The organism is Pseudomonas azotoformans (assembly GCF_900103345.1).
Lineage (GTDB): Bacteria > Pseudomonadota > Gammaproteobacteria > Pseudomonadales > Pseudomonadaceae > Aquipseudomonas > Aquipseudomonas azotoformans.
The window spans coordinates 4,535,851-4,561,170 of sequence record NZ_LT629702.1 but is presented as its reverse complement, the minus strand read 5'-3'; the positions used below and the strand labels follow the sequence as shown (position 1 = coordinate 4,561,170).

The window sequence follows — 25,320 nt, the reverse complement described above, 5'->3', positions numbered from 1 at the left end:
GCTTAGCTCGCGGCAGTCGGCTTGGCGACCGAACACAGGCGGATCGAGTCGGCGAGGATCTCAATCGCTTTGGGCCGTGGGAAGCTGGCGCGCCAGGCGATCGCCACGGTGCGGAACGGCACCGGCGGCGTGAGTGGGCGTACTTCGATCACGCCGGGGGCGTAGTGATGGCTGTCGACCGCCGACAGCGGCAGGATGGAAATGCCCAGGCCGGACGCGACCATGTGACGAATGGTTTCCAGGGAGCTGGATTCCACGGTGGTGTGCTTGGCACCGTCATTGCCCTTGGTCAGGGTCGGGCAGGCTTCCAGGACCTGGTCGCGGAAGCAGTGGCCTTCGCCGAGCAGCAGCAGGCTCTTGTCGTTGAGCAGGCCGGCGTCGATGGTGTCTTTCTGGGTCCAAGGGTGCGAGGCCGGCATCAGCACGTAGAACGGCTCGTCGTAGAGCGGCAGGGTCAGCACGTCGGCTTCATTGAACGGCAGGGCGATGATGATCGCGTCCAGCTCGCCGTTGCGCAGTTTGTCGCGCAGCACGTGGGTGAAATTTTCTTCGATATACAGCGGCATCTGCGGCGCGACGCGGTGCAGTTGCGGGATCAGGTGCGGAAACAGGTACGGGCCGACGGTGTAGATGGCGCCGACCTTGAGCGGTGCGGTCAGCTGGTTCTTGCCGGCCTGGGCCAGTTCGCGAATGCTCTGCGCCTGCTCCAGCACCTTCTGGGCCTGGGCCACGATGCCTTCGCCCACCGGGGTGAGGCGCACGGCGCTCTTGCTGCGCTCGAAAATCAGCACACCGAGTTCGTCTTCAAGCTTTTTCACGCCCACCGACAGCGTCGGTTGGCTGACATGGCAACGCTCGGCCGCGTGGCCGAAGTGCTGCTCTTGGGCGAGGGTAACGATGTAGCGCAATTCTGTAAGAGTCATAGCGGGCGTCCATGAGGTTGCGGGCCAAGCATACCGGCTGCAATCGATAGACGCACGTTATCAGACACGATGGGGTTTGCGACACCAGCTAATCGGGTGCCGCAGGTGTTTTGCCGGTTATTTCTGCGGGTATTTGAAGGTGAAGGTCTCGGTGAACGGGCCCCACCATTCGGGCACGCCGGTTTCTTTGTCGACGTGGTGGAAGAAGCCATTGATCTGTGGGCTCTCGTAGCGCAGGACGACGGTATAGGTGCCGGGGCCGTCCATCTTCACGTTGTTCGCATAGTGTGCGCCGTCTTTGGCAACCATCGGCAGGAGCGTGCCGATTTGCTTGTAGTCCGGAGCGCCTTCCTTGACCAGGGAATAGGAGATGCTCAGGTAAGGCACCCATTCACCGTTGGACAGTCCGTACTTGTTGTCGGCGGTGGCATGCACATCGGTTTCAAGGTGCACCGAGTCCTTGTCCATGACCATGCCCGGTGGCATTGGCGCCATCTCGATCCCGGTGAGGTACGAGGAGGCGATCTCCATGTCGTGGGTCTGAACCGGCCCGCCGATCGGGTATTCACGGGCTTGGCTGACGGCGGAAAAAGCCAGGGCACTGGTCAGGACCAGTGCAGCGGCCACGGGTTTGGACAGGTGGTTCATGGGTGACGCTCCAGGGTGGGTGAAGACGGTTGAGTGGTGCGCGACTGCACAAGGCGGCTACCCACCAGCAGCAGGGTAAGGGTGGCCACCCAGGCAAACAGTTGAATGCCCAAAGGGCGGTCGGTGTAGCCGGTCAGCGCTTGCAGCGCCCGGCCGGTGAGGCTTGCGTCGGAGACCAGCCAAGAGGTGTCCCACAACTCGTAGCCCCAGGCCGGGATCAGGTTGATACCGGCCAGGATCGCGGCGGCGCGGCCGGCCATTCCCGCCGCGAGTACGGCGATCATCCACGTGGTGACCGAGAACAGGCGCTTGAGGCTGATCACCACCAGTCCGCGATACAGCAGCCACGACAGCACGCCGCCGCCGGCAATCCCGAGCACGCCGCCGATGAGCATCGTCAGGGGTTCGGTGTGGGTGGATGCGGCGATGCCATACAGGAACAGCACGATTTCCGAGCCTTCGCGCAGCACGGCCACGGTGATCACGATGGCCAGTGCCCACAGGGTCTTCTCGCCGCGTTGCACCGCCGACCCGCTTTCGCGCAGTTGAGTGGCGAGTTCGCGGCCATGGCTGCTCATCCACAGGTTGTGCCAGCCGAGCATGCACACCGCGACGATAAGGATGGTGGCGTTGAAGATTTCCTGGCCGAAACCGTCCAGGGCCTGGGTGATGGCGCCAGTGAACAGCGCGAGGATCGCCGCGCCGCCAACACCGGCAGCGATGCCGCCGATGATGTAGGTACTTCGCCGCGCCAGCCCCTGGGTGGCGGCCATGACGATACCGATGACGATGCCGGCTTCCAGGACTTCACGAAACACGATCAGCAGACAGGCCAGCATGACTTACTCCTTGGCCGCGACGACGGTGACGGTGCCTTTGGCCTGGTCGGGGTGGTAGTCGTCGAAAAAGCTGTAGGTGCCCGGATGCATCGGGCCGGCGAAGACGGTAATGGTGTTGCCAGGCACGACGATCTTTTCGAATTTCATGTCGTAGCTTTCGAATTCGTCGACGGTGTCGTCGTTGTTGGTGAGCTGGATGCGAAAGCGCTCCCCGGCCGGCACGGTGAAGCTGGCGGGTGTGAAGGTGTGGTTCTGCACGGTCAGGCTGACCAGTTGATCCGCATGGGCTGCGCAGGGGGCGCCAGCGATTGCGAGCAGGGCAAGCGTCAGGCGGTGAGGGCAGGACATGGCGAAAAGCCTCTCAAATGAGAATTGTTCGCGCATGATTGGTGGTGTATTGAAGTGTTACAAGTGAAGAACCATGACATTGGTTTCACATTCAGCCACGGTTCAGCTCGCGGGTCTGCAAGGCTTGAAATACCGGGGAGGGGGAACGCAATGGGCACCCGAGGGTGCCCATTGGGAGCGGCTCAGCGACGACGCTTCTCGATGTTGTACACGAACGGTGCAACGATCTCGATGCTGCCACCCTTGAGCATGTCCGCAGGCGGCTTGGGCAGCGGCTGGGCACGACGGATCATGTCCAGCGTGGCGCGGTCCAGGTCGGCGTTGCCGGAGCGGCCCACCAACTCGTAGGACAGCACGTTACCCTCGGCATCCACCACGAACTTCAGGCGGTTGAGGCCTTCCTTGCCACGCGCCTGGGCGCCTGGCGGGTACTTCTTGTACTTCTGCAGGTGAGCCAGCAGGGTGCCTTCCCAGGACGCCTTGGCGGCAACCTGTTGCGGCGACGGGCCAGGAACGGGCTGGGCCGATTTTTCAGCCGGTGCCTGGGTCGGTGGAGCGTCGCTCGGCGGGTCCTCGGAAGGTTTCTCCTTGGGCGGCTCGATCTTCTTCTCCACCGGCTTGGGCGGCTGCGGTTTGGGCTTGGGCTTGACCGGCTTGGGCACCTGGATCGTCGGCTTGGGTGCCTCGGCCAGTTTCGGCAGGGGCAGCTCTTCCACCGGGGCAGGCGGTTGCGGCGGCGTGACCACCTTGGGCGGTGCCGGCGGCGGTGGGGCTGGCATCGGAGCCAGGTCGATGACCATGGCAGCCGGTGGCAACTGCACCGTGCGCGGCGCCGACCAATGAAGCGCGATAGCGATCGCGACGGCATGCACGCCCAGTACGACGGCGAGGCTGGTGCCATAACGCGTCAGTTTGTGGCGCGTCGTGATCATTTCTTGGCTGCCGTCTCAAGTCCGACCAGGCCTACCTTGAGGTAGCCGGCTGCCCGCAGGGCATCCATCACGCTCATCAGGTCGCCGTAGTCCACGCCCTTGTCAGCCTGGAAGAAGATCGTCGTGTCCTTCTTGCCCTGGGTCTTGGCGTCGAGCACCGGCCCCAGGGTTTCAGCCTTGACCTCTTCTTCGCCCAGGAACAGGCGTTGGTCCGCCTTGACGCTGAGGAAGATCGGTTTCTCCGGCCGAGGCGCAGGTTTTGCGCTGGAGGCGGGCAGGTCGACCTTGATGTCCACGGTGGCCAACGGTGCCGCCACCATGAAGATGATCAGCAGCACCAGCATCACGTCGATAAACGGCGTGACGTTGATTTCGTGGTTCTCGACGAGTTCGTCGTCGCCTTGATTCAAATGCAGGCCCATGGCCGATTACCCCACTTTCACCATGTGCGGTTGCGAGCTGCGCTCGGTAGGCAGGTGATCGAGGTCGCGGCTGACCAGCAGCAGGACTTCCGCCGACGCGTCCGATACCTGGGCCTTGTAGCCGGCAATCGAGCGAGCGAAGACGTTGTAGATCACTACCGCAGGAATTGCGGCAACCAGGCCCAGGGCGGTGGCCAGCAGGGCTTCGGCGATGCCTGGGGCAACGACGGCGAGGTTGGTGGTCTGGGTTTTGGCGATGCCGATGAAGCTGTTCATGATGCCCCACACGGTACCGAACAGGCCGACGAACGGCGCGGTGGAACCGATGGTCGCCAGCACGCCGGTGCCGCTGCTCATGTTACGGCCGCAGGCCGCCACCAGGCGCTCCAGGCGGAAGGCCACACGTTCCTTGATGCCTTCTTTTTCGCGGGTGTTGGCCGACAGGCGCATTTCTTCCAGCGCGTCGTGCACCAGGGTATTGGCCAGCGTGCCCTTCTTGGTCGCGCTTTCGCTGGCTTCCTTGAGGGTGGTGGCCTTTTTCAGGTGGACGATTTCGGTGCGCAGGCGACGCTTGGCGCCCAGCAGCTCGAAGCCTTTGGCGATCCAGATGGTCCAGGTGATGATCGAGGCGATGGCCAGGCCGATCATCACGGCTTTCACCACCACGTCAGCGTTCTGGTACATGCCCCAGGGCGACAGGTCGTGGGCCATGCCCAGGGTGTTGTCTTCTTCCAGCACCCCACCGCTGTCGTCGGCGGCAGGGTCAGCAGCCTGGGCCGGGTCGGTGGCAGCGGGCGCTGCGGCAGGTGCTGCCGGTGCCGCAGTGTTGTGCTCGGCGGCCGCCGGGGTGGCTGGCGCGGTGGCATCAGCGAAGGCGGCGGTCGGTGCCAGCAGTACGCTGAACAGCAGCGCAGCAATCGCGCGCCAGGCGCGGGATGGGCTGTGAAGCTTGGTTGGCGAAGCGGGGGTTGTATTACGTGTCATGCTGGCCGGACCTGAGTAAAAAAATGAGTGATCGTCCTTCCAGACCCAGGGGTCGAGGACAAATGGGCGGTTATTATTGCAAGTAATTCTTGTTAACAGAAGTAATACAGTAACTTTATTTGTGCTTTTTCTGGCCGTCTGTCATCTGCGAAGGCTAACCTAGACCTTTCTTCGCGGAGTTTTGTGATGTCAGCGCCTTCTGTTGTGATTGCCGGATGTGGCGATGTGGGTAGTCGGCTGGCTAGCCAGTTGCTCGCCTCGGAATGGGAGGTTCATGGCCTGCGCCGCGATATTTCGCGGCTTCCTGAGGGCGTCATCGGCATTGCCGGTGACCTGTTCAAAAAGGATTGCCCCGACACCTGGCCAATTGGCGGGGTGGATTACCTGGTGTACTGCGCTGCTGCGACGGACCACGATGAGGCCGGTTACCGCGCTGCTTATGTAGAAGGGCTGAAACATGTGCTGGAGTGGTTGGGCGACTACGGCCAGGAGCCTAAGCACTTGCTGTTTGTATCCAGCAGCAGCGTCTACGGGCAGCAGAATGGCGAGTGGGTCGACGAAACATCGGAGACTCAGGCGAAGGGATATTCCGGGCAGGTGATGCTGGAGGCTGAGCAGGTGGCGCTCAATAGCAGCATCCCAGCCAGCATCGTGCGCCTGACCGGCATTTATGGTCCGGGACGTGAATGGCTGCTGACCCAGGTTCGCCAGGGCTACCGAGTGGCAATCGATCCACCTTTATATGGCAATCGCATTCATGCGGAGGACGCCGCTGGGCTGCTGGCCTTTTTGTTGCGCCATGTGGAAGAGGGCGGTTCGCTGGACAAGGTCTACATCGGTGTCGACGATGCACCCGCTCCACTGGCCGAAGTGGTGGGCTGGTTGCGCGATTACCTTGGGGTGACAGAGTGGGCTGAGGACGCCAGTGTGCGGCGAGCGGGCAGCAAGCAGTGCAGCAATGCCCGTGTGAAAGCGTTGGGTTGGACGCCGACCTACCCGACCTATCGCGAAGGCTATGCTGCGATCCTCAAGGGCTGAAACGCAGTCAAAAAATGTGGGAGGGGGCTTGCCCCCGATAGCGGAGTGTCAGCCACAGTTGTATTAGCTGATGCACTGCAATCGGGGGCAAGCCCCCTCCCACATTTGGATTTGCGGCATGGCGGCTATTGTTTTACCAGCAGCCACTGCCGAGGTCCCGGCGTAAACGAGGGCACCTCATCGGCCTGCGCGGTATTCACTGCCTGGAAAATCTCCAGTTGCTTGCCTTTGCGCACGAAGATCCATGTATCGTCGGTGCCTGCATGGCCTAAAAGCAGGGTTTCATTGCCCGCACCCTGGGACCGGCAGTCGCCGTCCAGGCACAGTGTGTATCGATCTGCTTGCCCAAGCCCTGAAACACGCCCCTGCGTGGTGAACCTCGCCGTCGTGCCTTTCCCGGGGCCGTCGATGATGTTCCATTCGCCGGCCATGTACGCTGTATTCAGGGCTTTCACGAAGGTGTTGACCCAGCCGTAACCCGTCTCCACCGTTTCGGTTGGGCGACTGAACACTTCCTGTGGTGCGTATTGGTTGGTCGCCTGGGTCAGATACTTGCCATCAAATTGCAGCTCATCGGTGTGACCGCCACCGTAGTCGACGATCCAGACGTTGGGGGATTTGAGCAGTAACTGGCCTTCGCTCATCTCAAAGCCGTTACGCACCTGTGCCTTGCCAGCACGAGTGTCGATGTGCCACTCCAAATGCGTACCGTGGATGTTCAGCGGTTTGCCTTGCGCGGCCACATCAATGATTGGCTGATTGATCCAGACACCACTGATATCCGCAGGGGTGCAGCCGTTCAGCAGCAAGAGGCCGAGGATAAGGAGTGTGCGCATGGGGCAATGCCTTCAGTCGTGGCAATCGCGGTGCAGGCTAAAGAAAAAGGAGCCCTTGGGCTCCTTTGCTTTGTATCACTGTTTTTCCAGTAGCCACTGCCGAGGCCCGGGCGTAAACGAGGGCACCTCGTCGGCCTGCGCGGTATTCACCGCCTGGAAAATCTCCAGTTGCTTGCCCTTGCGCACAAAGATCCACGGGTTGCCCTGGCCGTTCAGCTGCAGCCAGATGCTGTCGTAGCCACCGCTCATCGAGGCGCAATCACCGGCCAGGCACAGCGAATACCGGTCCACATTAGGCAGGCCGGCGACCTTGCCGTCAGCCTGGAACTGCACGATGGCGCCGCTGCCGAAGCCGTCGCTGATCTTCCAGTCACCGCCCAGGTAGGCCGCATACAGCGCTCGCTCGAAGTTGGCACCCAGTGGTGCGCCTTCGGGGGCTGGGTCTTTGGCGCGCGCAAACAGCTGTTCGGGCTCGTTGTCGTTGGCCACTTGCAGCAGTTGCTTGCCTTTGCGCTTGAGTTCGGTGGCGGAGCTGCCGTAGAAATCCACGTTCCAGGCGCCGGATTGTTCACCCAGCAACTTGCCTTCAGCTACTTCAAAACCGTTGTAGTAGCGGGCCTGCGAAGCCTTGGTATTGACCTCCCACTCGAGGTTCGGGCCAAAGCTCTGCAGGGCTTCACGCAAAGGGCCGCCCTTGGCTGCCGCATCGATGGCGACCTGGTTGATCCAGGTGCCGCTCACATCCCTGTCGGCAGGGTTACTGGCACAGCCGCCGAGCAACAGGGCGAGCATTGATGAGGCTACAAGCGCTTTGCGCATCATGAAATCCTTCTGAAACGAAGTCGGCGCAGCTTGTGGGGGCTGCGCCGGGTGTTTTACTCGATGACCAGGATCGCGTCCATCTCAACCTGCGCACCCTTTGGCAGGGCGGCAACGCCGATGGCGGCGCGGGCTGGGTAAGGCTGTTCGAAGTACTTGCCCATGATCTCGTTGACCTTGGCGAAGTGGCTCAGGTCGGTGAGGAAGATGTTCAGCTTGACGATGTCCTTGAACGAACCGCCGGCGGCTTCAGCAACGGACTTGAGGTTTTCGAAGACCTGTACGGTCTGTGCTTCGAAGCCTTCCACCAGTTCCATGGTCTTTGGGTCCAGCGGGATCTGGCCGGACATATAGACGGTGTTACCCGCCTTGATCGCCTGGGAGTAAGTGCCGATGGCAGCAGGGGCTTTGTCGCTGGTGATAACGGTCTTGGTCATGAATGACTCCTTGTAATGTGGGTTAGGCGCGCATGCGAGTGATGCGGATCACACCGGTCAAGGCACGCAGTTTCTTGATCACGCGGGCCAGGTGCACGCGGTCGTGGACGCTGACCACCAGTTGGACCACGCTGATGCGGCCATCGCGCTCGTCCATGCTGATTTTCTCGATATTGCCGTCGGCCGCGTTGACGCTGCTGGCGAGCAGGGCGATCAGGCCGCGCTGGTGTTCCAGCTCCACGCGCAACTCGACGTTGAATTCGCCGGTGACATCCTTGGCCCACGAGAGCTGGATGCATTTTTCCGGGTTGTGGCGGATTTCGGTGATGTTGCGGCAGTTGTCCAGGTGCACCACCATGCCTTTGCCTGCGGACAAGTGGCCGACAATCGGGTCACCCGGGATCGGCGTGCAGCATTTGGCGTAGCTCAGCACCAGGCCCTCGGTGCCGCGAATCGCCAACGGGCCTTCCGGGCTTGGCAACTGTTCGCCTTCGCCGAGCAGGCGGCGGGCGACTACATAGGCCATGCGGTTGCCAAGGCCGATATCTTCCAGCAGGTCTTCGATGGTTTCCTGGCGGTACTCGTGGAGCATCGCTTGCACGCGTTCCTGCGGGATCTTGTCGAGAGCGCTGTCGAAACCGTTGAGCACCTTGTTCAGCAGGCGTTCGCCCAGGCTGATGGACTCGGAGCGGCGCTGCAATTTCAGCGCGTGACGGATGTGCGTGCGCGCCTTGCCGGTGACCACGAAGTTGAGCCATGCCGGGTTCGGGCGCGCGCCCGGGGCACTGACGATCTCGACCGTGGAGCCACTTTGCAGCGGTTCGGACAGCGGTGCGAGACGACGATTGATCCGACAGGCGATGCAGCTGTTGCCCACATCGGTGTGCACCGCATAGGCAAAGTCGACCGCCGTGGAGCCCTTGGGCAGCTCCATGATCCGGCCTTTGGGCGTGAACACGTAGACCTCGTCCGGGAACAGGTCGATCTTCACGCTTTCGATAAATTCCAGGGAGTTGCCGGCACGTTGCTGCATTTCCAGCACGCCCTTGACCCACTGGCGGGCGCGGGCATGAGTGCCTTTAGGCTGCTCGTCGCCGCTGGACTTGTACAGCCAATGGGCGGCGATGCCGTTGTTGGCCATCTCTTCCATTTCGCGGGTACGGATCTGGATCTCGATCGGCACCCCGTGCATACCAAACAGGGTGGTATGCAGCGACTGGTAGCCGTTGGCCTTGGGAATCGCGATGTAATCCTTGAAGCGACCTGGCAGGGGTTTGTACAAATTATGTACAGCGCCCAGTACGCGATAACAGGTGTCGACCTTGTCGACGATGATCCGGAACGCGTACACGTCCATGATCTCGTTGAAGGCCCGGCGCTTGCCGCGCATCTTCTTGTAGATGCCGTAGATGTGCTTTTGTCGGCCGCTGACCTCGCCCTCGATCTCGTCGATCGCCAGGCAATGGCTCAGGGATTCTTCGATCTTGTTGACGATTTCCTTGCGGTTGCCCCGGGCGCGCTTGACCGCCTGGTAGATGCGTGCCGAACGCATCGGGTGCATGGCTTTGAAACCAAGGTCTTCGAATTCGATACGAATGGCGTGCATGCCCAGCCGATTGGCGATGGGCGCGTAGATTTCCAGGGTTTCCTTGGCGATGCGCCGGCGTTTTTCGCCGGAGAGCACTTCCAGCGTACGCATGTTGTGCAGCCGGTCGGCCAGCTTGACCAGGATCACGCGGATATCGCGGGCCATGGCCATGGCCATCTTCTGGAAGTTTTCCGCCTGGGCCTCGGCCTTGGTCTCGAAGTTCATCTGGGTCAGTTTGCTGACCCCGTCGACCAGTTCGGCCACGGTTTCGCCGAATTGCGCGCTGAGCGCTTCCTTGGCGATGCCGGTGTCTTCGATCACGTCATGCAGCATCGCGGCCATCAGGCTCTGATGGTCCATGTGCATGTCGGCAAGAATGTTTGCCACCGCAAGGGGATGGGTGACATACGCCTCGCCGCTACGGCGGCGTTGGCCGTCGTGGGCTTGTTCGGCGTAGAAATACGCTCGGCGGACCAGGTTGACCTGGTCTGGGCCGAGGTAGGCCGATAAGCGATCGGCGAGGGCGTCTATGCTCGGCAAAGTGTGAACTCCTGCCGTTGGCTGTGACCCCGCGCCGTGCTACGTCGACCAGGCATAGGCTTAGACGGCCTCGTTGGACTCGTCCTCGAACGCTGCAAACAGCGGTTCGTCTTCAACGATTTCGGCGTTGGCGATGAACTCGTAGCTCATCAGGCCTTCAGCGATTTCACGCAGGGCGACAACGGTAGGCTTGTCGTTTTCCCACTGGACCAGGGGCTCTTTGCCGCCAGTGGCCAGTTGACGGGCACGCTTGGTAGAGAGCATGACCAGCTCAAAGCGGTTATCCACGTGTTCTAGGCAGTCTTCAACGGTTACGCGGGCCATGGTATTCCTCGGAGCGAATGCAAGATGCGCGCTGCCCGGTTGGGCGAGCGGACTAAACAGTTTAAAAAATCACCAGCGTTTAGGGAAGCGCTGATTTTTCGCAGGCCCTCGCAAAACCGCTACAAGCGCCAATGTAAAGCCCTTGCAGCGGTTTTGGGAAGAGCCAATCAACCGAGCAGTTCGGCCAGCAATTTGCCAAAACGCTGTTGCTGACGCTTTTGCTGCAGCTGATTGGTGCGGAAAATCGCCTTCAGATCATCCAGTGCGTGGGAAAAATCGTCGTTGATGATCAGGTAGTCGTAGTCGACGTAGTGGCTCATTTCGCTGACTGCTTCACGCATGCGGCCTTCGATAATCTCGTCGCTGTCCTGGCCGCGGTTGGTCAGGCGCTGGTGCAGCGCTTCAAGCGACGGCGGCAGGATAAAGATCGAACGCGCCTTGGGCATCAGCTGGCGCACTTGTTCGGCGCCTTGCCAGTCGATTTCCAGGATCAAGTCGTGGCCTTCGTCCAGGGTCTGCTGCAAGTGGCTTTGCGAAGTGCCATAGAGGTTGCCGAACACTTCGGCGCGCTCCAGGAAGTCGCCGTGTTCGATCATCTTGACGAACTCGGTGCGCTCGACGAAGTGATAGTGCACGCCGTTCACTTCACCCGGGCGCATGGCGCGGGTGGTGTGGGAGACCGAGATGCGGATCTGCTCGTCAGCATCGGTCAAGGCCTTGACCAGGCTGCTCTTGCCCGCGCCCGAAGGCGCGGAAATGATGTAAAGGGTGCCGGTACTGTGGGTCATGGAGGTTGCCTTACTCAATATTCTGTACTTGTTCGCGCATCTGCTCGATCAACACCTTGAGGTTGACCGCAGCCGTGGTGCTGCGCGGATCGAAAGCCTTGGAGCCCAGTGTATTGGCTTCGCGGTTGAGTTCCTGCATCAGGAAGTCCAGGCGCCGACCGGCGGCGCCGCCGGACTTGAGCACGCGGCGTACTTCGAGGATGTGGGTGCTCAGGCGGTCCAGCTCTTCGGCCACATCGCTTTTTTGCGCCAGCAGTACCATTTCCTGCTCCAGGCGCACCGGGTCGAGGTCGGCCTTCATGTCGGTGAAGCGGTCGAGGACCTTCTGGCGTTGGGTGGCAAGCATCTGCGGGACCAGCTCGCGCAGGGTGACCACGTCTTCTTCGATCGAGGTCAGGCGCTCGCTGATCAGGCGGGCCAACTCGGCGCCTTCGCGCTCACGGCCGGCCTTGAGCTCCTTCAGGCCCTGATTGAACAGGGCGAGTGCTTCGGCGTTGAGCGCTTGCGGGTCGGTGGCGTCGGCCACCAGCACGCCGGGCCAGGCCAGCACTTCCAGTGGGTTGAGCGCGGCTGGCTGCTTGATCAGGCCGGCGATGGTTTCGGCGGCGGCGACCAATTGCGCGGCGCGGTCGCGGTCGACCTGGAGTGGCTTGCCGGTGGTTTCTTCGGTAAAGCGCAGGGTGCATTCCAGCTTGCCGCGGGAAATGCCCTGGCGCAGCGCTTCACGCACAGCGCCTTCGAGGTCACGGAACGACTCCGGCAGGCGCAGATGCGGCTCCAGGTAGCGACTGTTGACCGAGCGCAGTTCCCAGCTCAGGGTGCCTTGTACGCCGGCTTTTTCGACGCGGGCAAAGGCGGTCATGCTGTGCACCATGGAGGTACCTCGCGTTGCAGCCCCGTAGATGCGGGCTGATGATTGGGAAGGCGCAGGATTGTAGCGCAGTGGGGCGAGTGCGCCCAAACCCGGGCATTCGTAACCGGATTTTTTAGCAGTGCCCCGAATCGGCCCGCGGCTCTATAATGCTCGGCAGTTTTTCGTCCTCAGTACAGGTATCCCCTATGAAACGTCCAAGTGGTCGCGCTGCCGATCAGCTCCGCTCGATCCGCATCACCCGCAACTACACCAAACACGCCGAGGGATCCGTACTGGTCGAGTTTGGCGATACCAAGGTGATCTGCACCGTCAGCGTCGAAAACGGCGTACCGCGCTTTCTTAAAGGCCAGGGCCAGGGCTGGCTGACCGCCGAGTACGGCATGTTGCCGCGCGCCACCGGCGAGCGTAACCAGCGTGAAGCCAGTCGTGGCAAGCAAGGTGGCCGCACCCTGGAAATCCAGCGCCTGATCGGTCGTTCCCTGCGCGCCGCCCTGGACATGTCCAAGCTGGGCGACGTGACCCTGTACGTCGACTGCGACGTGATCCAGGCCGACGGCGGTACCCGCACCGCGTCCATCACTGGTGCCATGGTGGCCCTGGTTGACGCGCTGAAAGTGATCAAGAAGCGTGGCGGCCTCAAGGGCGGTGATCCGCTCAAGCAAATGATCGCCGCTGTTTCGGTCGGTATGTACCAGGGCGAGCCTGTGCTGGACCTGGACTACCTGGAAGACTCGGCTGCCGAGACCGACCTGAACGTGGTGATGACCAGCACCGGTGGTTTCATCGAAGTGCAGGGCACCGCCGAAGGCGCGCCATTCCAGCCGGCCGAACTGAACGCGATGCTGGCCCTGGCCCAGAAAGGCATGACCGAGATCTTCGAACTGCAGAACGCCGCCCTGGCTGACTGAACACGCCTCAAGGAGAAGCGCCATGAATCACAACAGCCAAATGCCGGTGCCGACGCCTTCCTACGAAGTGCGCCAGGGCGCGATGTTGTGCCATCTCGCGGCGTTTCTGGGGTTTGTGTTCCCCTTCGGCAGCGTCGTTGGGCCACTGATCCTGTGGCAGATGAAGAAAGAAGTGGACCCGTTCATTGATGATCAGGGCAAGGAAGCCCTGAACTTCCAGATCACCGTCGCCATCGCCTGGATCGCTTGCATGGTGCTGGCTTTCGCGGTGATTGGTTTTTTCCTGATGTTCGCCCTGGCGATCGCCACGGTGGTGCTGACCATCATTGGCAGCATCAAGGCCAACAAGGGTATCGCCTACCGCTATCCCTTGACTTGGCGTGTGATCAAATAATGAGCACCCACAAAAAAACCGACAGCGATGTCGGTTTTTTTGTGCCTGGGAAAAGACCTCAGATGGTCAGTGTCCAGTCGTAGTCCACGATCAGCGGCGCGTGCTGCGAAAAGCGTGGCTGGCGCGGCAGGCGTGCGCTGCGAACGAACCGGCGCAGACCCGGGGTCAGCAACTGGTAGTCGAAGCGCCAGCCCAGGTTGAGCATCTCAGCCTGTTCGTTATCCGGCCACCAGCTGTACTGGTCGCCTTCGCGGCTGACTTCGCGCAGGGCATCCACATAACCCATGTTGCCGACAATCTCGTCCATCCAGGCCCGTTCCGGCGCCAGGAAGCCCGGGGATTGCTGGCTGTCGCGCCAGTTTTTGATATCCAGCTTCTGTTGCGCCACGTACAGCGAGCCACAATAAATGTACTCGCGACGTTTGCGTCGCTGTTTATCCAGGTAACGGGCGAAATCGTCCATTAGCTTGAACTTCTGGTTCAAGTCTTCATCGCCGTTCTGCCCCGAAGGAAGCAGCAAGGTCGCGATGCTGACCTTGTCGAAATCGGCTTGCAGGTAGCGCCCGTAGCGGTCGGCTGTCTCGAAGCCGAGGCCGCTGATGACCGCCTTGGGTTGCAACCGCGAATACAAAGCTACGCCACCTTGGGTGGGCACTTCGGCATCGCAGGCATAAAGGAAGTAGCCATCCAGTTGGAAGGCTGGGTCGTCCAGTTCAAAGGCGGAGGCGCGGGTATCCTGCAGGCAGATGACGTCGGCATTCTGGGCTTGCAGCCAACTGAGCAAACCACGCTCGACTGCAGCCTGAATACCATTAACGTTCACACTGATGATCCGCATAAATGGCCCCAAAAATCGCGTGCGTGTATGATACACGCCGTCTACCTAATTAGCTAAATCCGTGGTATCTGAGGCTTTTTTCATGCAGGCGTATCAACGCGATTTCATTCGTTTTGCCATCGATCGCGGCGTTTTGCGCTTCGGTGAGTTCACCCTGAAGTCCGGGCGCACCAGCCCGTACTTCTTCAATGCAGGCTTGTTCAACACAGGTTCGGCCCTGGCTCAACTGGGTCGTTTCTACGCGGCAGCCATCGTTGAAAGCGGTATTTCCTTCGACGTACTGTTTGGCCCGGCCTACAAGGGTATTCCCCTGGCGGCGGCGACTGCCGTGGCCCTGGCGGAACATCATGGCCAGGACCTGCCTTGGTGCTTCAACCGCAAAGAGGCCAAGGCCCACGGCGAAGGCGGCAGCCTGGTCGGAGCTCCGCTCAAGGGTGACGTGCTGATCATCGACGATGTGATCACCGCCGGCACCGCTATCCGCGAAGTGATGCAGATCATTGCTTCCCAGGACGGCGCCAAGGCCGCCGGCGTGCTGATCGCGCTGAACCGCCAGGAGCGTGGCAACGGTGAGTTGTCGGCCATCCAGGAAGTGGAGCGTGATTTCGGCATTCCAGTCGTGAGCATCGTGTCGTTGAACCAGGTGTTGCAGTTCCTGGAAGATGATCCGCAGCTCAAGCAGCACCTGCCGGCGGTGAAGGCGTATCGCGAGCAGTTTGGCGTCTGACCCCGAGCTCCCTTGTGTGTGAAGGCTAGTGTGGGAGGGGGCTTGCCCCCGATGACGGAGTGTCAGTTGCAGTTATTTGGCTGATACACCGCCAATCGGGGGCAAGCCCCCTCCCACATTTGGATCTACAGTGTGTTCAAGCACAAAAAAGGCCCCGCTCAATCAGATTGAGCGGGGCCATTTTGTTTGTAGCCTTTAAGGACGCTTGCGGTTACTGATCAACGTACCCATGCCGGTATCCGTGAAGATCTCCAGCAGTACCGCATTCGGCACGCGGCCATCGATGATCAACGAGCTGCCGACGCCGCCTTGCACCGCTTCCAGCGCGCAGCGGATCTTCGGCAGCATGCCGCCGTAGATAGTGCCGTCGGCGATCAGGTCGTCCACCTGTTGGGTGGTCAGGCCGGTCAGCACCTTGCCTTGCTTGTCCATCAGGCCGGCGATGTTGGTCAGCAGCATCAGCTTTTCAGCCTTCAGCGCTTCGGCCACCTTGCCGGCCACCAGGTCGGCGTTGATGTTGTAGGACTCGCCATTGGCGCCCACGCCGATCGGCGCGATCACCGGGATGAAGTCGCCCTTGACCAACAGGTTCAGCAGGTCGGTGTTGACGCCTACCACTTCGCCCACCTGGCCGATGTCGATGATTTCCGGCTGGGTCATCTCCGGTGTCTGACGGGTCACCGTCAGCTTTTTCGCGCGGATCAACTCCGCGTCCTTGCCGGTCAGGCCGATGGCGCTGCCGCCATGGCGGTTGATCAGGTTGACAATGTCTTTGTTGACCTGGCCGCCGAGGACCATCTCCACCACGTCCATGGTCTGCGCGTCAGTGACGCGCATGCCATCGATGAAGTGACTCTCGATCGACAGGCGCTTGAGCAGGTCGCCGATTTGCGGGCCGCCGCCGTGCACCACCACCGGGTTGATCCCCACGGCTTTCATCAACACGATGTCGCGGGCAAAGCCGGTTTTCAGCTCGTCGCTTTCCATGGCATTGCCGCCGTACTTGATCACCAGCGTCTTGCCGACGTAGCGTCGGATGTAAGGCAACGCTTCGGACAGGACCTTGGCAGTGTTGGCAGCGGCTTCGCGTTCGAGGGTCATTCAGGGCTCCGGTAAAAAATCAGAACGGTAATTGGAGATCAGGGGCAACACGTTTCAACTGGGCGTGGAACACGTCCTTGATGCGCTGCAACTCAGCCTCGGTATCCGCCTCGAAACGCAGGACCAGCACCGGTGTGGTGTTGGACGCGCGAACCAGGCCCCAGCCTTTGGCGTAATCGACTCGCACACCATCAATGGTGGTCAGGTTGGCGCCTTCGCCCCATTGCGCATCGTGCAGTGCGTCAATGATGCTGAATTTGCTCTCCTCGGTCACATGGATATTGATCTCTGGCGTAGAAATATCGTTCGGGAAGGTCTGGAACAGCTCTTCGGCGGTAGATTTTTCCTTGCTGAGGATCTCCAGCAACCGCGCGGCGCTGTAAATACCGTCGTCAAAGCCGAACCAGCGCTCCTTGAAGAACACGTGGCCGCTCATTTCGCCGGCCAACAGGGCGCCGGTTTCCTTCATTTTCTTTTTGATCAACGAGTGACCGGTCTTCCACATTAGCGGGCGACCGCCATATTCCTTGATCAGCGGGGTGAGGCGGCGGGTGCACTTCACGTCGAAGATGATCTCGGCATTGGCATTGCGTGCCACTACATCACGGGCGAACAGCATCAACAGGCGGTCGGCGAACACGTTCTCGCCAGTGTTGGTCACCACGCCCACGCGGTCGCCGTCGCCGTCGAAGGCCAGGCCGACATCCGCTCCGGTTTCCTTGACCTTGGCGATCAGGTCCACCAGGTTCTCCGGCTTGCCTGGGTCCGGGTGGTGGTTGGGGAAGTTGCCGTCCACGTCGCAGAACAGCGGGATCACTTCGCAGTTCAGGGCTTCGAGCAACTGTGGGGCGATTACGCCAGCGGCACCGTTGCCGCAGTCCACCACCACTTTCAGGCGGCGTGCGAGTTTGACGTCACCAGTGATTTGATCAGAGTAGCGCTGCAGGATGTCGACTTTGGTGACGGTGCCCTTGCCGCTGGTCAGGTCGTTGGTCTTCAGGCGGTCATGCAGGGCCTGGATCTGTTCGTTGGCCAGGGTGTCGCCGGCGATGACGATCTTGAAACCGTTGTAGTCCGACGGGTTGTGGCTGCCGGTGAGCATCACCCCGGACTTACCGGCCAGTACGTTGGCGGCGTAGTACAGTGCCGGCGTCGGCACCAGGCCCACGTCGCTCACATGGCAACCGCTGTCTGCCAGGCCCTGGATCAGTTGTTCCACCAACTCCGGGCCGGACAGGCGACCGTCACGGCCGACCGACACGTTGGGCTCGTCCTGGGCCAGGCTCTGGGCGCCGATGGCCCGGCCAATCCAGTAGGCGGTTTCGGCGGTCAGGGTCTTGGGCACCACGCCACGGATGTCATAAGCGCGGAAGATGCTGTCGGGGAATGTCGGGGCTACTCGGGCTGCGGTACTCATCGCGGGGGGAAACTCCATCTGAAGGGGGCAAGGCTGGCCTTAATGTGGCTGGCCGGCAGGCTCAAACTGAAGGGTATGACGGTGTTTTCGGCAGAGAGTTCGTGGTGCAAAAGTGCCATCGGCGTGCTGGCGCCGCTTTTCTGTCTGCGTAATGCTTTGATTTCTATGGGGAAATCTCGCTGATAAAGTCCGCGCATTCTTCGTCCTGAAAAGCCTTGCGGTGGCGTCGGGCCGGGCAACGGCGCCCGGCCAGGTTCAGCTTAGTCAGTGGCTGCCGGAATGCCCAAAACCGCCTGCGCCGCGTTGGGTCTCATCGAACTCCTCGACCAGTTCGAAGTGCGCCTGCACCACCGGCACCAGTACCAACTGGGCAATGCGCTCGCCGACGGCGATGTTGAACGCGGTCTGGCCACGGTTCCAGCACGACACCATCAACTCGCCCTGGTAGTCCGAGTCGATCAGGCCGACCAGGTTGCCCAGCACGATGCCGTGTTTGTGGCCCAGGCCCGAGCGCGGCAGGATCAGCGCCGCCAGGCCAGGGTCGCCCACGTAGATCGACAGGCCGGTGGGGATCAGGATGGTCTGGCCCGGTTCAAGGACGGTGTCTTGCTTGAGCATGGCGCGCAGGTCGAGGCCTGCGGAGCCCGGGGTGGCGTAGGCCGGCAGTGGGAATTCGCTGCCGATGCGTGGGTCGAGGATCTTGGCTTGCAAAGCGTGCATGGAAATTAAACCTGGTTCAGCCGTTGGGCGATAAAAGAGATCAGTTGACGGGCAATCTTGCCCTTGCTGGTCTGGGCGAAAAGGGTGGCGTGCAGGTCGCGGTCGATCACGCTGCAGGCGTTTTCCTCGCTGTTGAAGCCGATGCTTGGGTTGGCGACATCATTGGCAACGATCAGGTCGAGGTTTTTGTCTTTCAATTTGCGTGCGGCGTAGTCCAGCAAATGCTCGGTCTCGGCGGCAAAGCCGACGCTGAACGGACGGTCCGGACGCGTGGCGATGGTGGCCAGGATGTCCGGGTTGCGCACCATTTGCAGGAGCAGGCCGTCTCCGCTCGTAGGGTCTTTCTTGAGCTTTTGCGGGGCGACGACTTCCGGGCGGTAGTCCGCAACCGCCGCCGAGGCAATGAACAGGTCGCACGGAATGGCTGCCTCACAGGCCGCCAGCATGTCGCGGGCGCTGACCACGTCGATTCGCGTGACCCGATCAGGGGTCGGCAAATGCACCGGGCCGGTGATCAGGGTGACGCGTGCGCCTGCCTCGACCGCCGCTTCGGCCAGGGCAAAGCCCATTTTTCCTGAGCTATGGTTGGTGATGTAGCGCACCGGGTCGATGTTTTCCTGGGTCGGGCCGGCGGTGATCAACACGTGCTTGCCGGTCAGGGCCAGGTGCTGGAAACACTCGGCGGCGCACAGAGCCAGGTCAGTGGCTTCGAGCATGCGGCCCATGCCAACGTCGCCGCAGGCCTGGCTGCCGGATGCCGGGCCGAACACCTTGAGGCCTCGGCTTTGCAGAAGCTGGGTGTTGGCCTGGGTCGCGGGGTCGCGCCACATGGCCTGGTTCATGGCCGGGGCGATGGCAACGGTGGCGTCGGTGGCGAGTACCAGAGTGGTCAGCAGGTCATCGGCGATGCCTTGGGCCAGGCGCGCGATCAGGTCGGCGGTGGCCGGCGCGATCAGCACCAGGTCGGCCCATTTGGCCAGCTCGATGTGACCCATGGCGGCTTCGGCCGCAGGGTCCAGCAGGTCCAGGTGAACCGGGTGCCCGGACAAGGCCTGCATGGTCAGCGGGGTGATGAACTCACTGCCACCGCGCGTCATGACCACGCGCACTTCGGCGCCCTGGTCCAGGAGCCTGCGGACCAGCTCTGCGCTCTTGTAGGCGGCAATGCCGCCGCCAACGCCGAGAACGATGCGTTTCCGATACAGACGCTGCATTGGTTTGCCTTTCCAGTTCAGTGTTGCCAGTTCAATGACGCCTGCGATGCCCCCTCCCCAGGGGAAATCGCCTGCAAAAAAGAGGGCCTACGATAACACAGCGTCCGCGAGGCAACAGCGGTACGCATGGCATACAGGGAGAGGGAGGCGGGATGAGTATTCGCGATTGGCCGGCGGCAGAGCGGCCGCGAGAGAAGCTTTTGGAGTGGGGCGCGGCGAGCCTGTCGGATGCCGAGTTGCTGGCGATCTTCCTGCGTACCGGGGTTTCCGGCAGGAGCGCGGTCGACCTGGCGCGCCATCTGCTGGCGCAATTCGGCGGCTTGCGCCCATTGCTGGAGGCCAGCCAAACATTGTTCAACCAACAATTGGGCCTGGGGCCGGCGAAGTTTGCCCAGTTGCAGGCGGTGCTGGAAATGGCCAAGCGTCATATGGCCGAGCGCCTGCGACACGACTCGGTGCTGGAAAGCCCGGTGGCGGTGCGCGATTACCTCAAGGCCATGTTGCGCCATGAGCCCCACGAGATATTCGGCTGCCTGTTCCTTGATTCACGGCACCGGGTGCTGGGTTTCGAGGCTTTGTCCCAAGGCACCATCGACGCGGCGATGGTGTATCCCCGGCAGGTGGTCAAGCGCGCTTTGGCCTACAACGCGGCGGCGTTGATCCTGTGCCACAACCATCCTTCCGGGAGCCTTGAGCCGAGTGCAGCTGATCGGAAATTGACCAAATTACTGCAAAAGGCCTTGGAGGTGGTGGACGTGCGGGTGCTGGATCACATCATTGTGGGGGATGGAGACCCGTTGTCGATGGCGGAATATGGGTGGATGTAGGAGCTGGCAAGCCAGCTCCTACAGAGGGGTTACTTGACGCTGACCTTCGAAAAATCCTGGCGTCCGAACGGGCTCACCTGGTAGCCCTCGACACTCTTGCGGGCCAGGGCAAACGCTGTGGGGTGCGCCAGCGGCAACCACAAGGCCTGTTGCTGGATCTGCGCCTGGGCCTGTTGGTACAGCTTGCTGCGCACGCCTTGCTCGCTGGTGGTCTTGCCGGCGCTGATCAGCTTGTCCAGCGCAGGGTCGCAGTAGCGGGCGAAGTTGGTGCCCGATTTCACCGCCGCGCAGGAGAACTGCGGGGTCAGGAAGTTATCCGGGTCACCGTTGTCGCCGGCCCAGCCCATGAACAGCAGGTCGTGTTCGCCGGCCTTGGCGCGGCGGATCAGTTCGCCCCATTCGATCACACGGATCTCGGCCTGGATGCCGACCTTGGCCAGGTCAGCCTGCAGCAGTTGTGCGCCAAGGTTCGGGTTGGGGTTCAGCAGGCTGCCGGTGGGGCGGGTCCAGAGGGTGGTCTTGAAGCCGTCCTTGAGTCCGGCGCGGTCGAGCAGCGCCTTGGCCTTGGCGAGGTCCTGTGGATAACCCGGCAGCTCCTTGGCGTAGCTCCAGGTGTTCGGCGGGTAAGGGCCATTGGCGGCCTCGGCGGTGCCTTCAAACACGGCCTTGAGGTAGCTGCCCTTGTCGAAGGCCAGGTTGATCGCCTGGCGCACTTCGGGCTTGTCCAGCGGCGGGTGCTGGCTGTTGATGGCCACAAAGGCGGTCATGAAGGCAGCGGTCTTCTCCACCTTGAGCGCCGGGTCCTTTTCGGCCTCACCCACGTCCAGCGGCTTGGGCGACAGCGCAATCTGGCACTCATCGCGGTGCAGTTTCTGCAGGCGTACGTTGGCGTCCGGCGTGATGGCGAAGATCAAGTTATCCACAGCCGGTTTGCCGGCGAAGTAGTCCGGGTTGGCCTTGTAGCGCACCACGGCATCTTTCTGGAAACGGCTGAAGATAAACGGTCCAGTGCCGATCGGCTGGCTGTTAAGCTTCTCCGGCGTGCCGGCCTTGAGCAGTTTGTCGGCGTATTCGGCCGGGTAGATCGACGCGAAGCCCATGCTCAGCGCGGCGAGGAAGGTGGAGTCGGCATGATCCAGGGTGAAACGCACGGTCAGTGGGTCGAGAGCGTCGATCTTTTTTACCAGCGTCGGCAGTTGCAGCGACTGGGCGTGAGGGAAGCCGCTCTGGGCGATCTTGTGCCAGGGGTTGGCCGGGTCGAGCATGCGCTCGAAGCTGAAACGCACGTCTTCGGCGGTCAGGGTGCGGCTTGGGGTGAAGTACTCGGTGCGATGGAATTTCACATCCGGGTGCAGCTTGAAGGTATAGGTCAGGCCATCCGGCGAGACGTCCCAGCTGTCCGCCAGGCTGGGCACCAGTTTGCCACTGGTCGCGTCATAGTCCACCAGGCGGTTCATCAGCACGTCGGCCGAGGCATTGGTGGTGGTCAGCGAATTGTATTGCACCACATCGAACCCTTCGGGGCTGGCCTCGGTGCAGACGCTCAAGGTGCTGGCGGCAGAGGCCAGCGGGGCGATAAAGAGAGGGGCTAGCAATAGCGGTAGGGCAGCGAGGCGCATGTTCGGTTTCCTTTGCAGATCGAAGGCCCATCTGCGAGTGCAGTCTGGAAAAGTCCTACCGTAGTGGTCTGATAGGTAAATGACTAGCCCATTTTTGCCTGTGCTTTTGCGCCAAATGCTGTTTTGATGGCGCCTCGGTGCGTTTCTTCGTGCACTTCACCGTGCCCGTATGCGCCGTAAATCATTCTGTGCGACGAGCGGTCGGCTATGACAGCGGCCCCTCCTGGCAACGGTTCAGGCGTCTGCCGCCAAGATTTACGCCAGTAAAAACACGCGGGCTGTTGTTGCACTGGGGTCTTTCTGGTATAAAGCAGCGCTCTTTTCTAGGGGCCCGGTTCCTTCGCTTGTAGGTGTAGCCGGTAAGACCCTAAAGAAACGCGGCGCCTGGCGCCAAATGACTGAGAGATTAAGCGGCCAACCCATGCCGGGTTGGGCATGTGGTTTTAGAGGGCTGAGGCATGTCGAGAGTCTGTCAAGTTACCGGTAAGGGTCCGGTGACTGGGAATAACATTTCCCACGCAAATAACAAAACCCGTCGTCGTTTCCTGCCGAACCTGCAGCATCACCGCTTCTGGGTTGAAGAAGAGAAACGTTTCGTCCGTCTGCGCGTATCTGCCAAAGGCATGCGCATCATCGACAAGCGTGGCATCACTGTCGTGCTGGCTGAATTGCGCCGCGCTGGCACAATCTAAGGAGCTATATCATGCGTGAATTGATTCGAATGATCTCTAGCGCCGGTACTGGTCACTTCTACACTACCGACAAGAACAAGCGTACTACCCCGGACAAGCTCGAAAAGAAAATGTTCGACCCGCGCGTTCGCAAGCACGTGATCTACAAAGAAGGCAAAATCAAGTAATTGATTTTCCTCCTTGTGAAAAAAAGCCCGTATCTCACGATTCGGGCTTTTTTTTGCCTGATCGTTCCCACGCTCTGCGTGGGAACGCCGCCTCGGACGCTCCGCGTCCCGCCGTCTTGATCAGGCCTTCTGTTCAAACACCACGTAGATCTTGCGGCACGCCTCCAGCACTTCCCAGGTGCCGCTGAAACCAGCGGGAATCACGAAACGGTCGCCAGCGCGCAAGGTCTTGGCGTTGCCGTCGGCATCACGCAGCACGGACACGCCCTGCACAATTTCGCAGTACTCATGCTCGGTGTAATTGACCTTCCACTGCCCGACTTCACCTTCCCACACGCCCGCGCTCATCTGGCCGCAGGGGCTGTTGTAGTGGTTGTAAATCGTTTGTTCGGGGTCACCCTTGAGGATTTTTTCGGCGGCAGGGCGGTAGCGCTCGGCGGCGGTCTTGGCTTGGCTGAAGTCGACGATGTCCTGGATGCTCATGTGCGTGTCCCGTCTGGCCTGCGGTTGGAGAGCCCAAAGTCTATGTTTATTAAAATGAACATCGCAAGGGCGTTTACTGGCGTTATGTCAAATATATTGAAACACCCCCAGCCGCTGGTTTAGGGTGGCAGCTGCCTTGCGCCGAACCATTGGCTGGCGGGCAAGAATTCTTTAAGGCTGCCGTGGGACATCCCCTGGCCCTTGTATTCAATAAGAGGAGGACACTCGCATGACCACCCTGACCCGTGCCGACTGGGAACAACGCGCCAAGGATCTGAAGATCGAAGGCCGCGCCTACATCAATGGCGAGTACACCGCCGCTGTTTCCGGTGACACCTTCGAATGCATCAGCCCGGTCGATGGTCGCCTGCTGGCCACCGTTGCCAGCTGTGACGCCGCCGACGCCCAGCGCGCCGTCGAAAACGCCCGCGCCACCTTCAATTCCGGCGTGTGGTCACGCCTGGCGCCGGCCAAGCGCAAATCCGCCATGATCCGTTTTGCTGCGTTGCTCAAGGCCAATGCCGAAGAGCTGGCGCTGCTCGAAACCCTGGACATGGGCAAGCCGATCAGCGACTCCCTGAACATCGACGTACCCGGCGCGGCGAATGCCCTGAGCTGGAGTGGCGAGGCCATCGACAAGATCTACGACGAGGTCGCCGCGACCCCGCACGATCAGCTGGGCCTGGTGACCCGTGAGCCCGTGGGTGTTGTCGGCGCCATCGTGCCGTGGAATTTTCCGTTGATGATGGCCTGCTGGAAGCTGGGGCCTGCGTTGTCCACCGGTAACTCGGTGATCCTCAAGCCGTCCGAAAAGTCCCCGTTGACCGCCATCCGTATCGCGGCACTGGCCGTTGAAGCCGGTATTCCAAAAGGTGTATTCAACGTGCTGCCGGGCTACGGCCATACCGTGGGCAATGCGCTGGCGCTGCACATGGACGTCGACACCCTGGTGTTCACCGGCTCCACCAAGATTGCCAAGCAACTGTTGATCCGCTCCGGCGAATCGAACATGAAGCGCGTCTGGCTGGAAGCCGGCGGCAAGAGCCCGAACATCGTGTTCGCCGACGCGCCGGACCTGCAAGCCGCTGCCGAATCCGCCGCCGGCGCCATCGCCTTCAACCAGGGCGAGGTCTGCACCGCCGGTTCACGTCTGCTGGTGGAGCGCTCCATCAAGGACAAATTCCTGCCGCTGGTGATCGAGGCCCTCAAGGGCTGGAAGCCAGGCAACCCGCTGGACCCGGCGACCAATGTGGGCGCACTGGTTGACACCCAGCAGATGAACACAGTGCTGTCGTATATCGAAGCGGGTCACGCCGATGGCGCCAAGTTGGTTGCGGGTGGCAAGCGCACGCTGGAAGAAACCGGCGGCACCTATGTTGAACCGACGATTTTCGACGGTGTGACCAATGCGATGAAGATCGCCAAGGAAGAAATCTTCGGCCCAGTCCTGTCGGTGATCACCTTCGACAGCGCTGAAGAGGCTGTCGCCATTGCCAACGACACCATCTACGGCCTGGCCGCGGCGGTGTGGACGGCGGACATCTCCAAGGCGCACCTGACCGCCAAGGCCCTGCGCGCCGGTAGCGTGTGGGTCAACCAGTACGATGGCGGCGACATGACCGCGCCGTTTGGCGGCTTCAAGCAGTCGGGCAACGGTCGCGACAAGTCGCTGCATGCGTTCGACAAGTACACCGAGTTGAAGGCGACCTGGATCAAGCTCTAAGCAGCACGCTGGGTCAAATGTGGGAGGGGGCTTGCCCCCGATAGCAGTGTGTCAGGCGCCAGCGGTGCTCACTGATCCACCGCAATCGGGGGCAAGCCCCCTCCCACACTGGTTTGTGTGAACTTGAAAATGATCCACAGGAGCGTGGAA

General features: G+C 61.2%; 28 protein-coding genes and 1 pseudogene. 8 read left to right on the top strand and 21 right to left on the bottom strand.

Features of this window, described 5'->3' with window-relative positions:
* Positions 1–2 precede the first annotated feature (2 nt).
* From BLR69_RS20840 to exbB, 7 genes are all read right to left on the bottom strand, one after another.
* Complete coding sequence (locus BLR69_RS20840; protein WP_016975936.1) at positions 3–923, bottom strand: hydrogen peroxide-inducible genes activator; 921 nt, start codon at positions 921–923, stop codon at positions 3–5.
* 117 nt (positions 924–1,040) lie between these two features.
* Positions 1,041–1,571 carry an iron transporter gene (locus tag BLR69_RS20835; RefSeq protein WP_071494623.1) on the bottom strand — a complete coding sequence of 177 codons (531 nt, stop codon included), beginning with the start codon at positions 1,569–1,571 and terminating at the stop codon, positions 1,041–1,043.
* Positions 1,568–2,410 (bottom strand): FTR1 family iron permease, encoded by an 843-nt coding sequence (locus BLR69_RS20830; RefSeq protein WP_071494622.1) that lies wholly within the window; start codon positions 2,408–2,410, stop codon positions 1,568–1,570. Before BLR69_RS20830 ends, BLR69_RS20835 begins: the two co-directional genes overlap by 4 nt.
* Positions 2,411–2,413: 3 nt before the next feature.
* Positions 2,414–2,758, bottom strand: coding sequence for a cupredoxin domain-containing protein (locus BLR69_RS20825; protein ID WP_071494621.1), 345 nt, complete (start codon positions 2,756–2,758; stop codon positions 2,414–2,416).
* Between the two features lie 182 nt (positions 2,759–2,940).
* The gene (locus BLR69_RS20820) at positions 2,941–3,690 is read right to left on the bottom strand and encodes a TonB family protein (RefSeq protein WP_071494620.1); all 750 of its coding nucleotides are present in this window, start codon (positions 3,688–3,690) and stop codon (positions 2,941–2,943) included.
* Positions 3,687–4,112, bottom strand: a complete 426-nt coding sequence (exbD, locus tag BLR69_RS20815; protein WP_003195519.1) for a TonB system transport protein ExbD — start codon at positions 4,110–4,112, stop codon at positions 3,687–3,689. Before exbD ends, BLR69_RS20820 begins: the two co-directional genes overlap by 4 nt.
* A 6-nt stretch (positions 4,113–4,118) precedes the next feature.
* Entirely contained in the window at positions 4,119–5,096 is a 978-nt protein-coding gene (exbB, locus tag BLR69_RS20810) for a tonB-system energizer ExbB (RefSeq protein ID WP_071494619.1), read from the bottom strand.
* 186 nt (positions 5,097–5,282) lie between these two features.
* Here exbB and BLR69_RS20805 point away from each other — a divergent pair, with 186 nt between their 5' ends.
* Complete coding sequence (locus tag BLR69_RS20805) at positions 5,283–6,134, top strand: SDR family oxidoreductase (protein ID WP_071494618.1); 852 nt, start codon at positions 5,283–5,285, stop codon at positions 6,132–6,134.
* A 125-nt stretch (positions 6,135–6,259) separates the two neighbouring features.
* Here the strand turns inward: BLR69_RS20805 and BLR69_RS20800 are convergent, their stop codons facing one another.
* From BLR69_RS20800 to BLR69_RS20770, 7 genes are all read right to left on the bottom strand, one after another.
* Complete coding sequence (locus tag BLR69_RS20800; protein ID WP_071494617.1) at positions 6,260–6,970, bottom strand: hypothetical protein; 711 nt, start codon at positions 6,968–6,970, stop codon at positions 6,260–6,262.
* 75 nt (positions 6,971–7,045) lie between these two features.
* Entirely contained in the window at positions 7,046–7,789 is a 744-nt protein-coding gene (locus BLR69_RS20795; protein ID WP_071494616.1) for a hypothetical protein, read from the bottom strand.
* Between the two features lie 56 nt (positions 7,790–7,845).
* Positions 7,846–8,226, bottom strand: coding sequence for a RidA family protein (locus BLR69_RS20790; RefSeq protein WP_003176922.1), 381 nt, complete (start codon positions 8,224–8,226; stop codon positions 7,846–7,848).
* A 22-nt stretch (positions 8,227–8,248) separates the two neighbouring features.
* Positions 8,249–10,354, bottom strand: a complete 2,106-nt coding sequence (gene spoT / locus BLR69_RS20785) for a bifunctional GTP diphosphokinase/guanosine-3',5'-bis pyrophosphate 3'-pyrophosphohydrolase (RefSeq protein ID WP_058424246.1) — start codon at positions 10,352–10,354, stop codon at positions 8,249–8,251.
* Between the two features lie 60 nt (positions 10,355–10,414).
* A complete protein-coding gene (gene rpoZ / locus BLR69_RS20780) occupies positions 10,415–10,678 on the bottom strand; it encodes a DNA-directed RNA polymerase subunit omega (RefSeq protein ID WP_003176920.1) in 264 nt (87 codons plus the stop codon).
* A 167-nt stretch (positions 10,679–10,845) separates the two neighbouring features.
* Complete coding sequence (gene gmk, locus BLR69_RS20775; RefSeq protein ID WP_032884410.1) at positions 10,846–11,466, bottom strand: guanylate kinase; 621 nt, start codon at positions 11,464–11,466, stop codon at positions 10,846–10,848.
* A gap of 10 nt (positions 11,467–11,476) precedes the next feature.
* Entirely contained in the window at positions 11,477–12,340 is an 864-nt protein-coding gene (locus BLR69_RS20770) for a YicC/YloC family endoribonuclease (RefSeq protein WP_049710930.1), read from the bottom strand.
* 185 nt (positions 12,341–12,525) lie between these two features.
* Between BLR69_RS20770 and rph the strand changes: the two genes are divergently transcribed.
* Both rph and BLR69_RS20760 read left to right on the top strand, forming a co-directional pair.
* A complete protein-coding gene (rph, locus tag BLR69_RS20765; protein ID WP_016975928.1) occupies positions 12,526–13,248 on the top strand; it encodes a ribonuclease PH in 723 nt (240 codons plus the stop codon).
* Positions 13,249–13,270: 22 nt separating this feature from the next.
* Positions 13,271–13,642: a DUF4870 domain-containing protein gene (locus BLR69_RS20760; RefSeq protein ID WP_071494615.1), complete on the top strand. Its 372-nt coding sequence runs from the start codon at positions 13,271–13,273 to the stop codon at positions 13,640–13,642.
* A 58-nt stretch (positions 13,643–13,700) separates the two neighbouring features.
* Here the strand turns inward: BLR69_RS20760 and BLR69_RS20755 are convergent, their stop codons facing one another.
* Entirely contained in the window at positions 13,701–14,480 is a 780-nt protein-coding gene (locus BLR69_RS20755; RefSeq protein ID WP_003195493.1) for an exodeoxyribonuclease III, read from the bottom strand.
* An 82-nt stretch (positions 14,481–14,562) separates the two neighbouring features.
* Here BLR69_RS20755 and pyrE point away from each other — a divergent pair, with 82 nt between their 5' ends.
* The gene (pyrE, locus tag BLR69_RS20750; protein WP_071494614.1) at positions 14,563–15,207 is read left to right on the top strand and encodes an orotate phosphoribosyltransferase; all 645 of its coding nucleotides are present in this window, start codon (positions 14,563–14,565) and stop codon (positions 15,205–15,207) included.
* Positions 15,208–15,402: 195 nt separating this feature from the next.
* On the opposite strand, the gene argB is transcribed toward pyrE, so the two are convergent.
* The 4 genes and pseudogenes from argB to coaBC all read right to left on the bottom strand — a co-directional run bounded on the left by argB (position 15,403) and on the right by coaBC (position 19,659).
* On the bottom strand, positions 15,403–16,308 hold the full coding sequence (gene argB / locus BLR69_RS20745) for an acetylglutamate kinase (protein WP_058424243.1): 906 nt from the start codon (positions 16,306–16,308) through the stop codon (positions 15,403–15,405).
* A 19-nt stretch (positions 16,309–16,327) separates the two neighbouring features.
* Positions 16,328–17,749 (bottom strand): annotated as a pseudogene (locus BLR69_RS20740) (phosphomannomutase/phosphoglucomutase); the annotation flags it as partial.
* Between the two features lie 240 nt (positions 17,750–17,989).
* Positions 17,990–18,445 (bottom strand): dUTP diphosphatase, encoded by a 456-nt coding sequence (gene dut / locus BLR69_RS20730; RefSeq protein ID WP_071494612.1) that lies wholly within the window; start codon positions 18,443–18,445, stop codon positions 17,990–17,992.
* A 5-nt stretch (positions 18,446–18,450) separates the two neighbouring features.
* Entirely contained in the window at positions 18,451–19,659 is a 1,209-nt protein-coding gene (gene coaBC / locus BLR69_RS20725) for a bifunctional phosphopantothenoylcysteine decarboxylase/phosphopantothenate--cysteine ligase CoaBC (RefSeq protein ID WP_016970585.1), read from the bottom strand.
* Positions 19,660–19,811: 152 nt separating this feature from the next.
* Here coaBC and radC point away from each other — a divergent pair, with 152 nt between their 5' ends.
* Complete coding sequence (gene radC / locus BLR69_RS20720; protein WP_071494611.1) at positions 19,812–20,486, top strand: RadC family protein; 675 nt, start codon at positions 19,812–19,814, stop codon at positions 20,484–20,486.
* Between the two features lie 29 nt (positions 20,487–20,515).
* On the opposite strand, the gene BLR69_RS20715 is transcribed toward radC, so the two are convergent.
* Positions 20,516–22,105, bottom strand: a complete 1,590-nt coding sequence (locus BLR69_RS20715) for an ABC transporter substrate-binding protein (RefSeq protein ID WP_071494610.1) — start codon at positions 22,103–22,105, stop codon at positions 20,516–20,518.
* Between the two features lie 458 nt (positions 22,106–22,563).
* Here BLR69_RS20715 and rpmB point away from each other — a divergent pair, with 458 nt between their 5' ends.
* Positions 22,564–22,797, top strand: coding sequence for a 50S ribosomal protein L28 (gene rpmB, locus BLR69_RS20710; RefSeq protein ID WP_010207494.1), 234 nt, complete (start codon positions 22,564–22,566; stop codon positions 22,795–22,797).
* A gap of 11 nt (positions 22,798–22,808) precedes the next feature.
* Positions 22,809–22,964 (top strand): 50S ribosomal protein L33, encoded by a 156-nt coding sequence (gene rpmG, locus BLR69_RS20705; protein WP_003176906.1) that lies wholly within the window; start codon positions 22,809–22,811, stop codon positions 22,962–22,964.
* A gap of 120 nt (positions 22,965–23,084) precedes the next feature.
* Here rpmG and BLR69_RS20700 read toward each other — a convergent pair whose 3' ends face one another.
* The gene (locus tag BLR69_RS20700) at positions 23,085–23,447 is read right to left on the bottom strand and encodes a cupin domain-containing protein (protein WP_058424239.1); all 363 of its coding nucleotides are present in this window, start codon (positions 23,445–23,447) and stop codon (positions 23,085–23,087) included.
* Between the two features lie 229 nt (positions 23,448–23,676).
* Between BLR69_RS20700 and BLR69_RS20695 the strand changes: the two genes are divergently transcribed.
* Positions 23,677–25,170 carry an aldehyde dehydrogenase gene (locus BLR69_RS20695; protein WP_058424238.1) on the top strand — a complete coding sequence of 498 codons (1,494 nt, stop codon included), beginning with the start codon at positions 23,677–23,679 and terminating at the stop codon, positions 25,168–25,170.
* Positions 25,171–25,320: the final 150 nt, after the last annotated feature.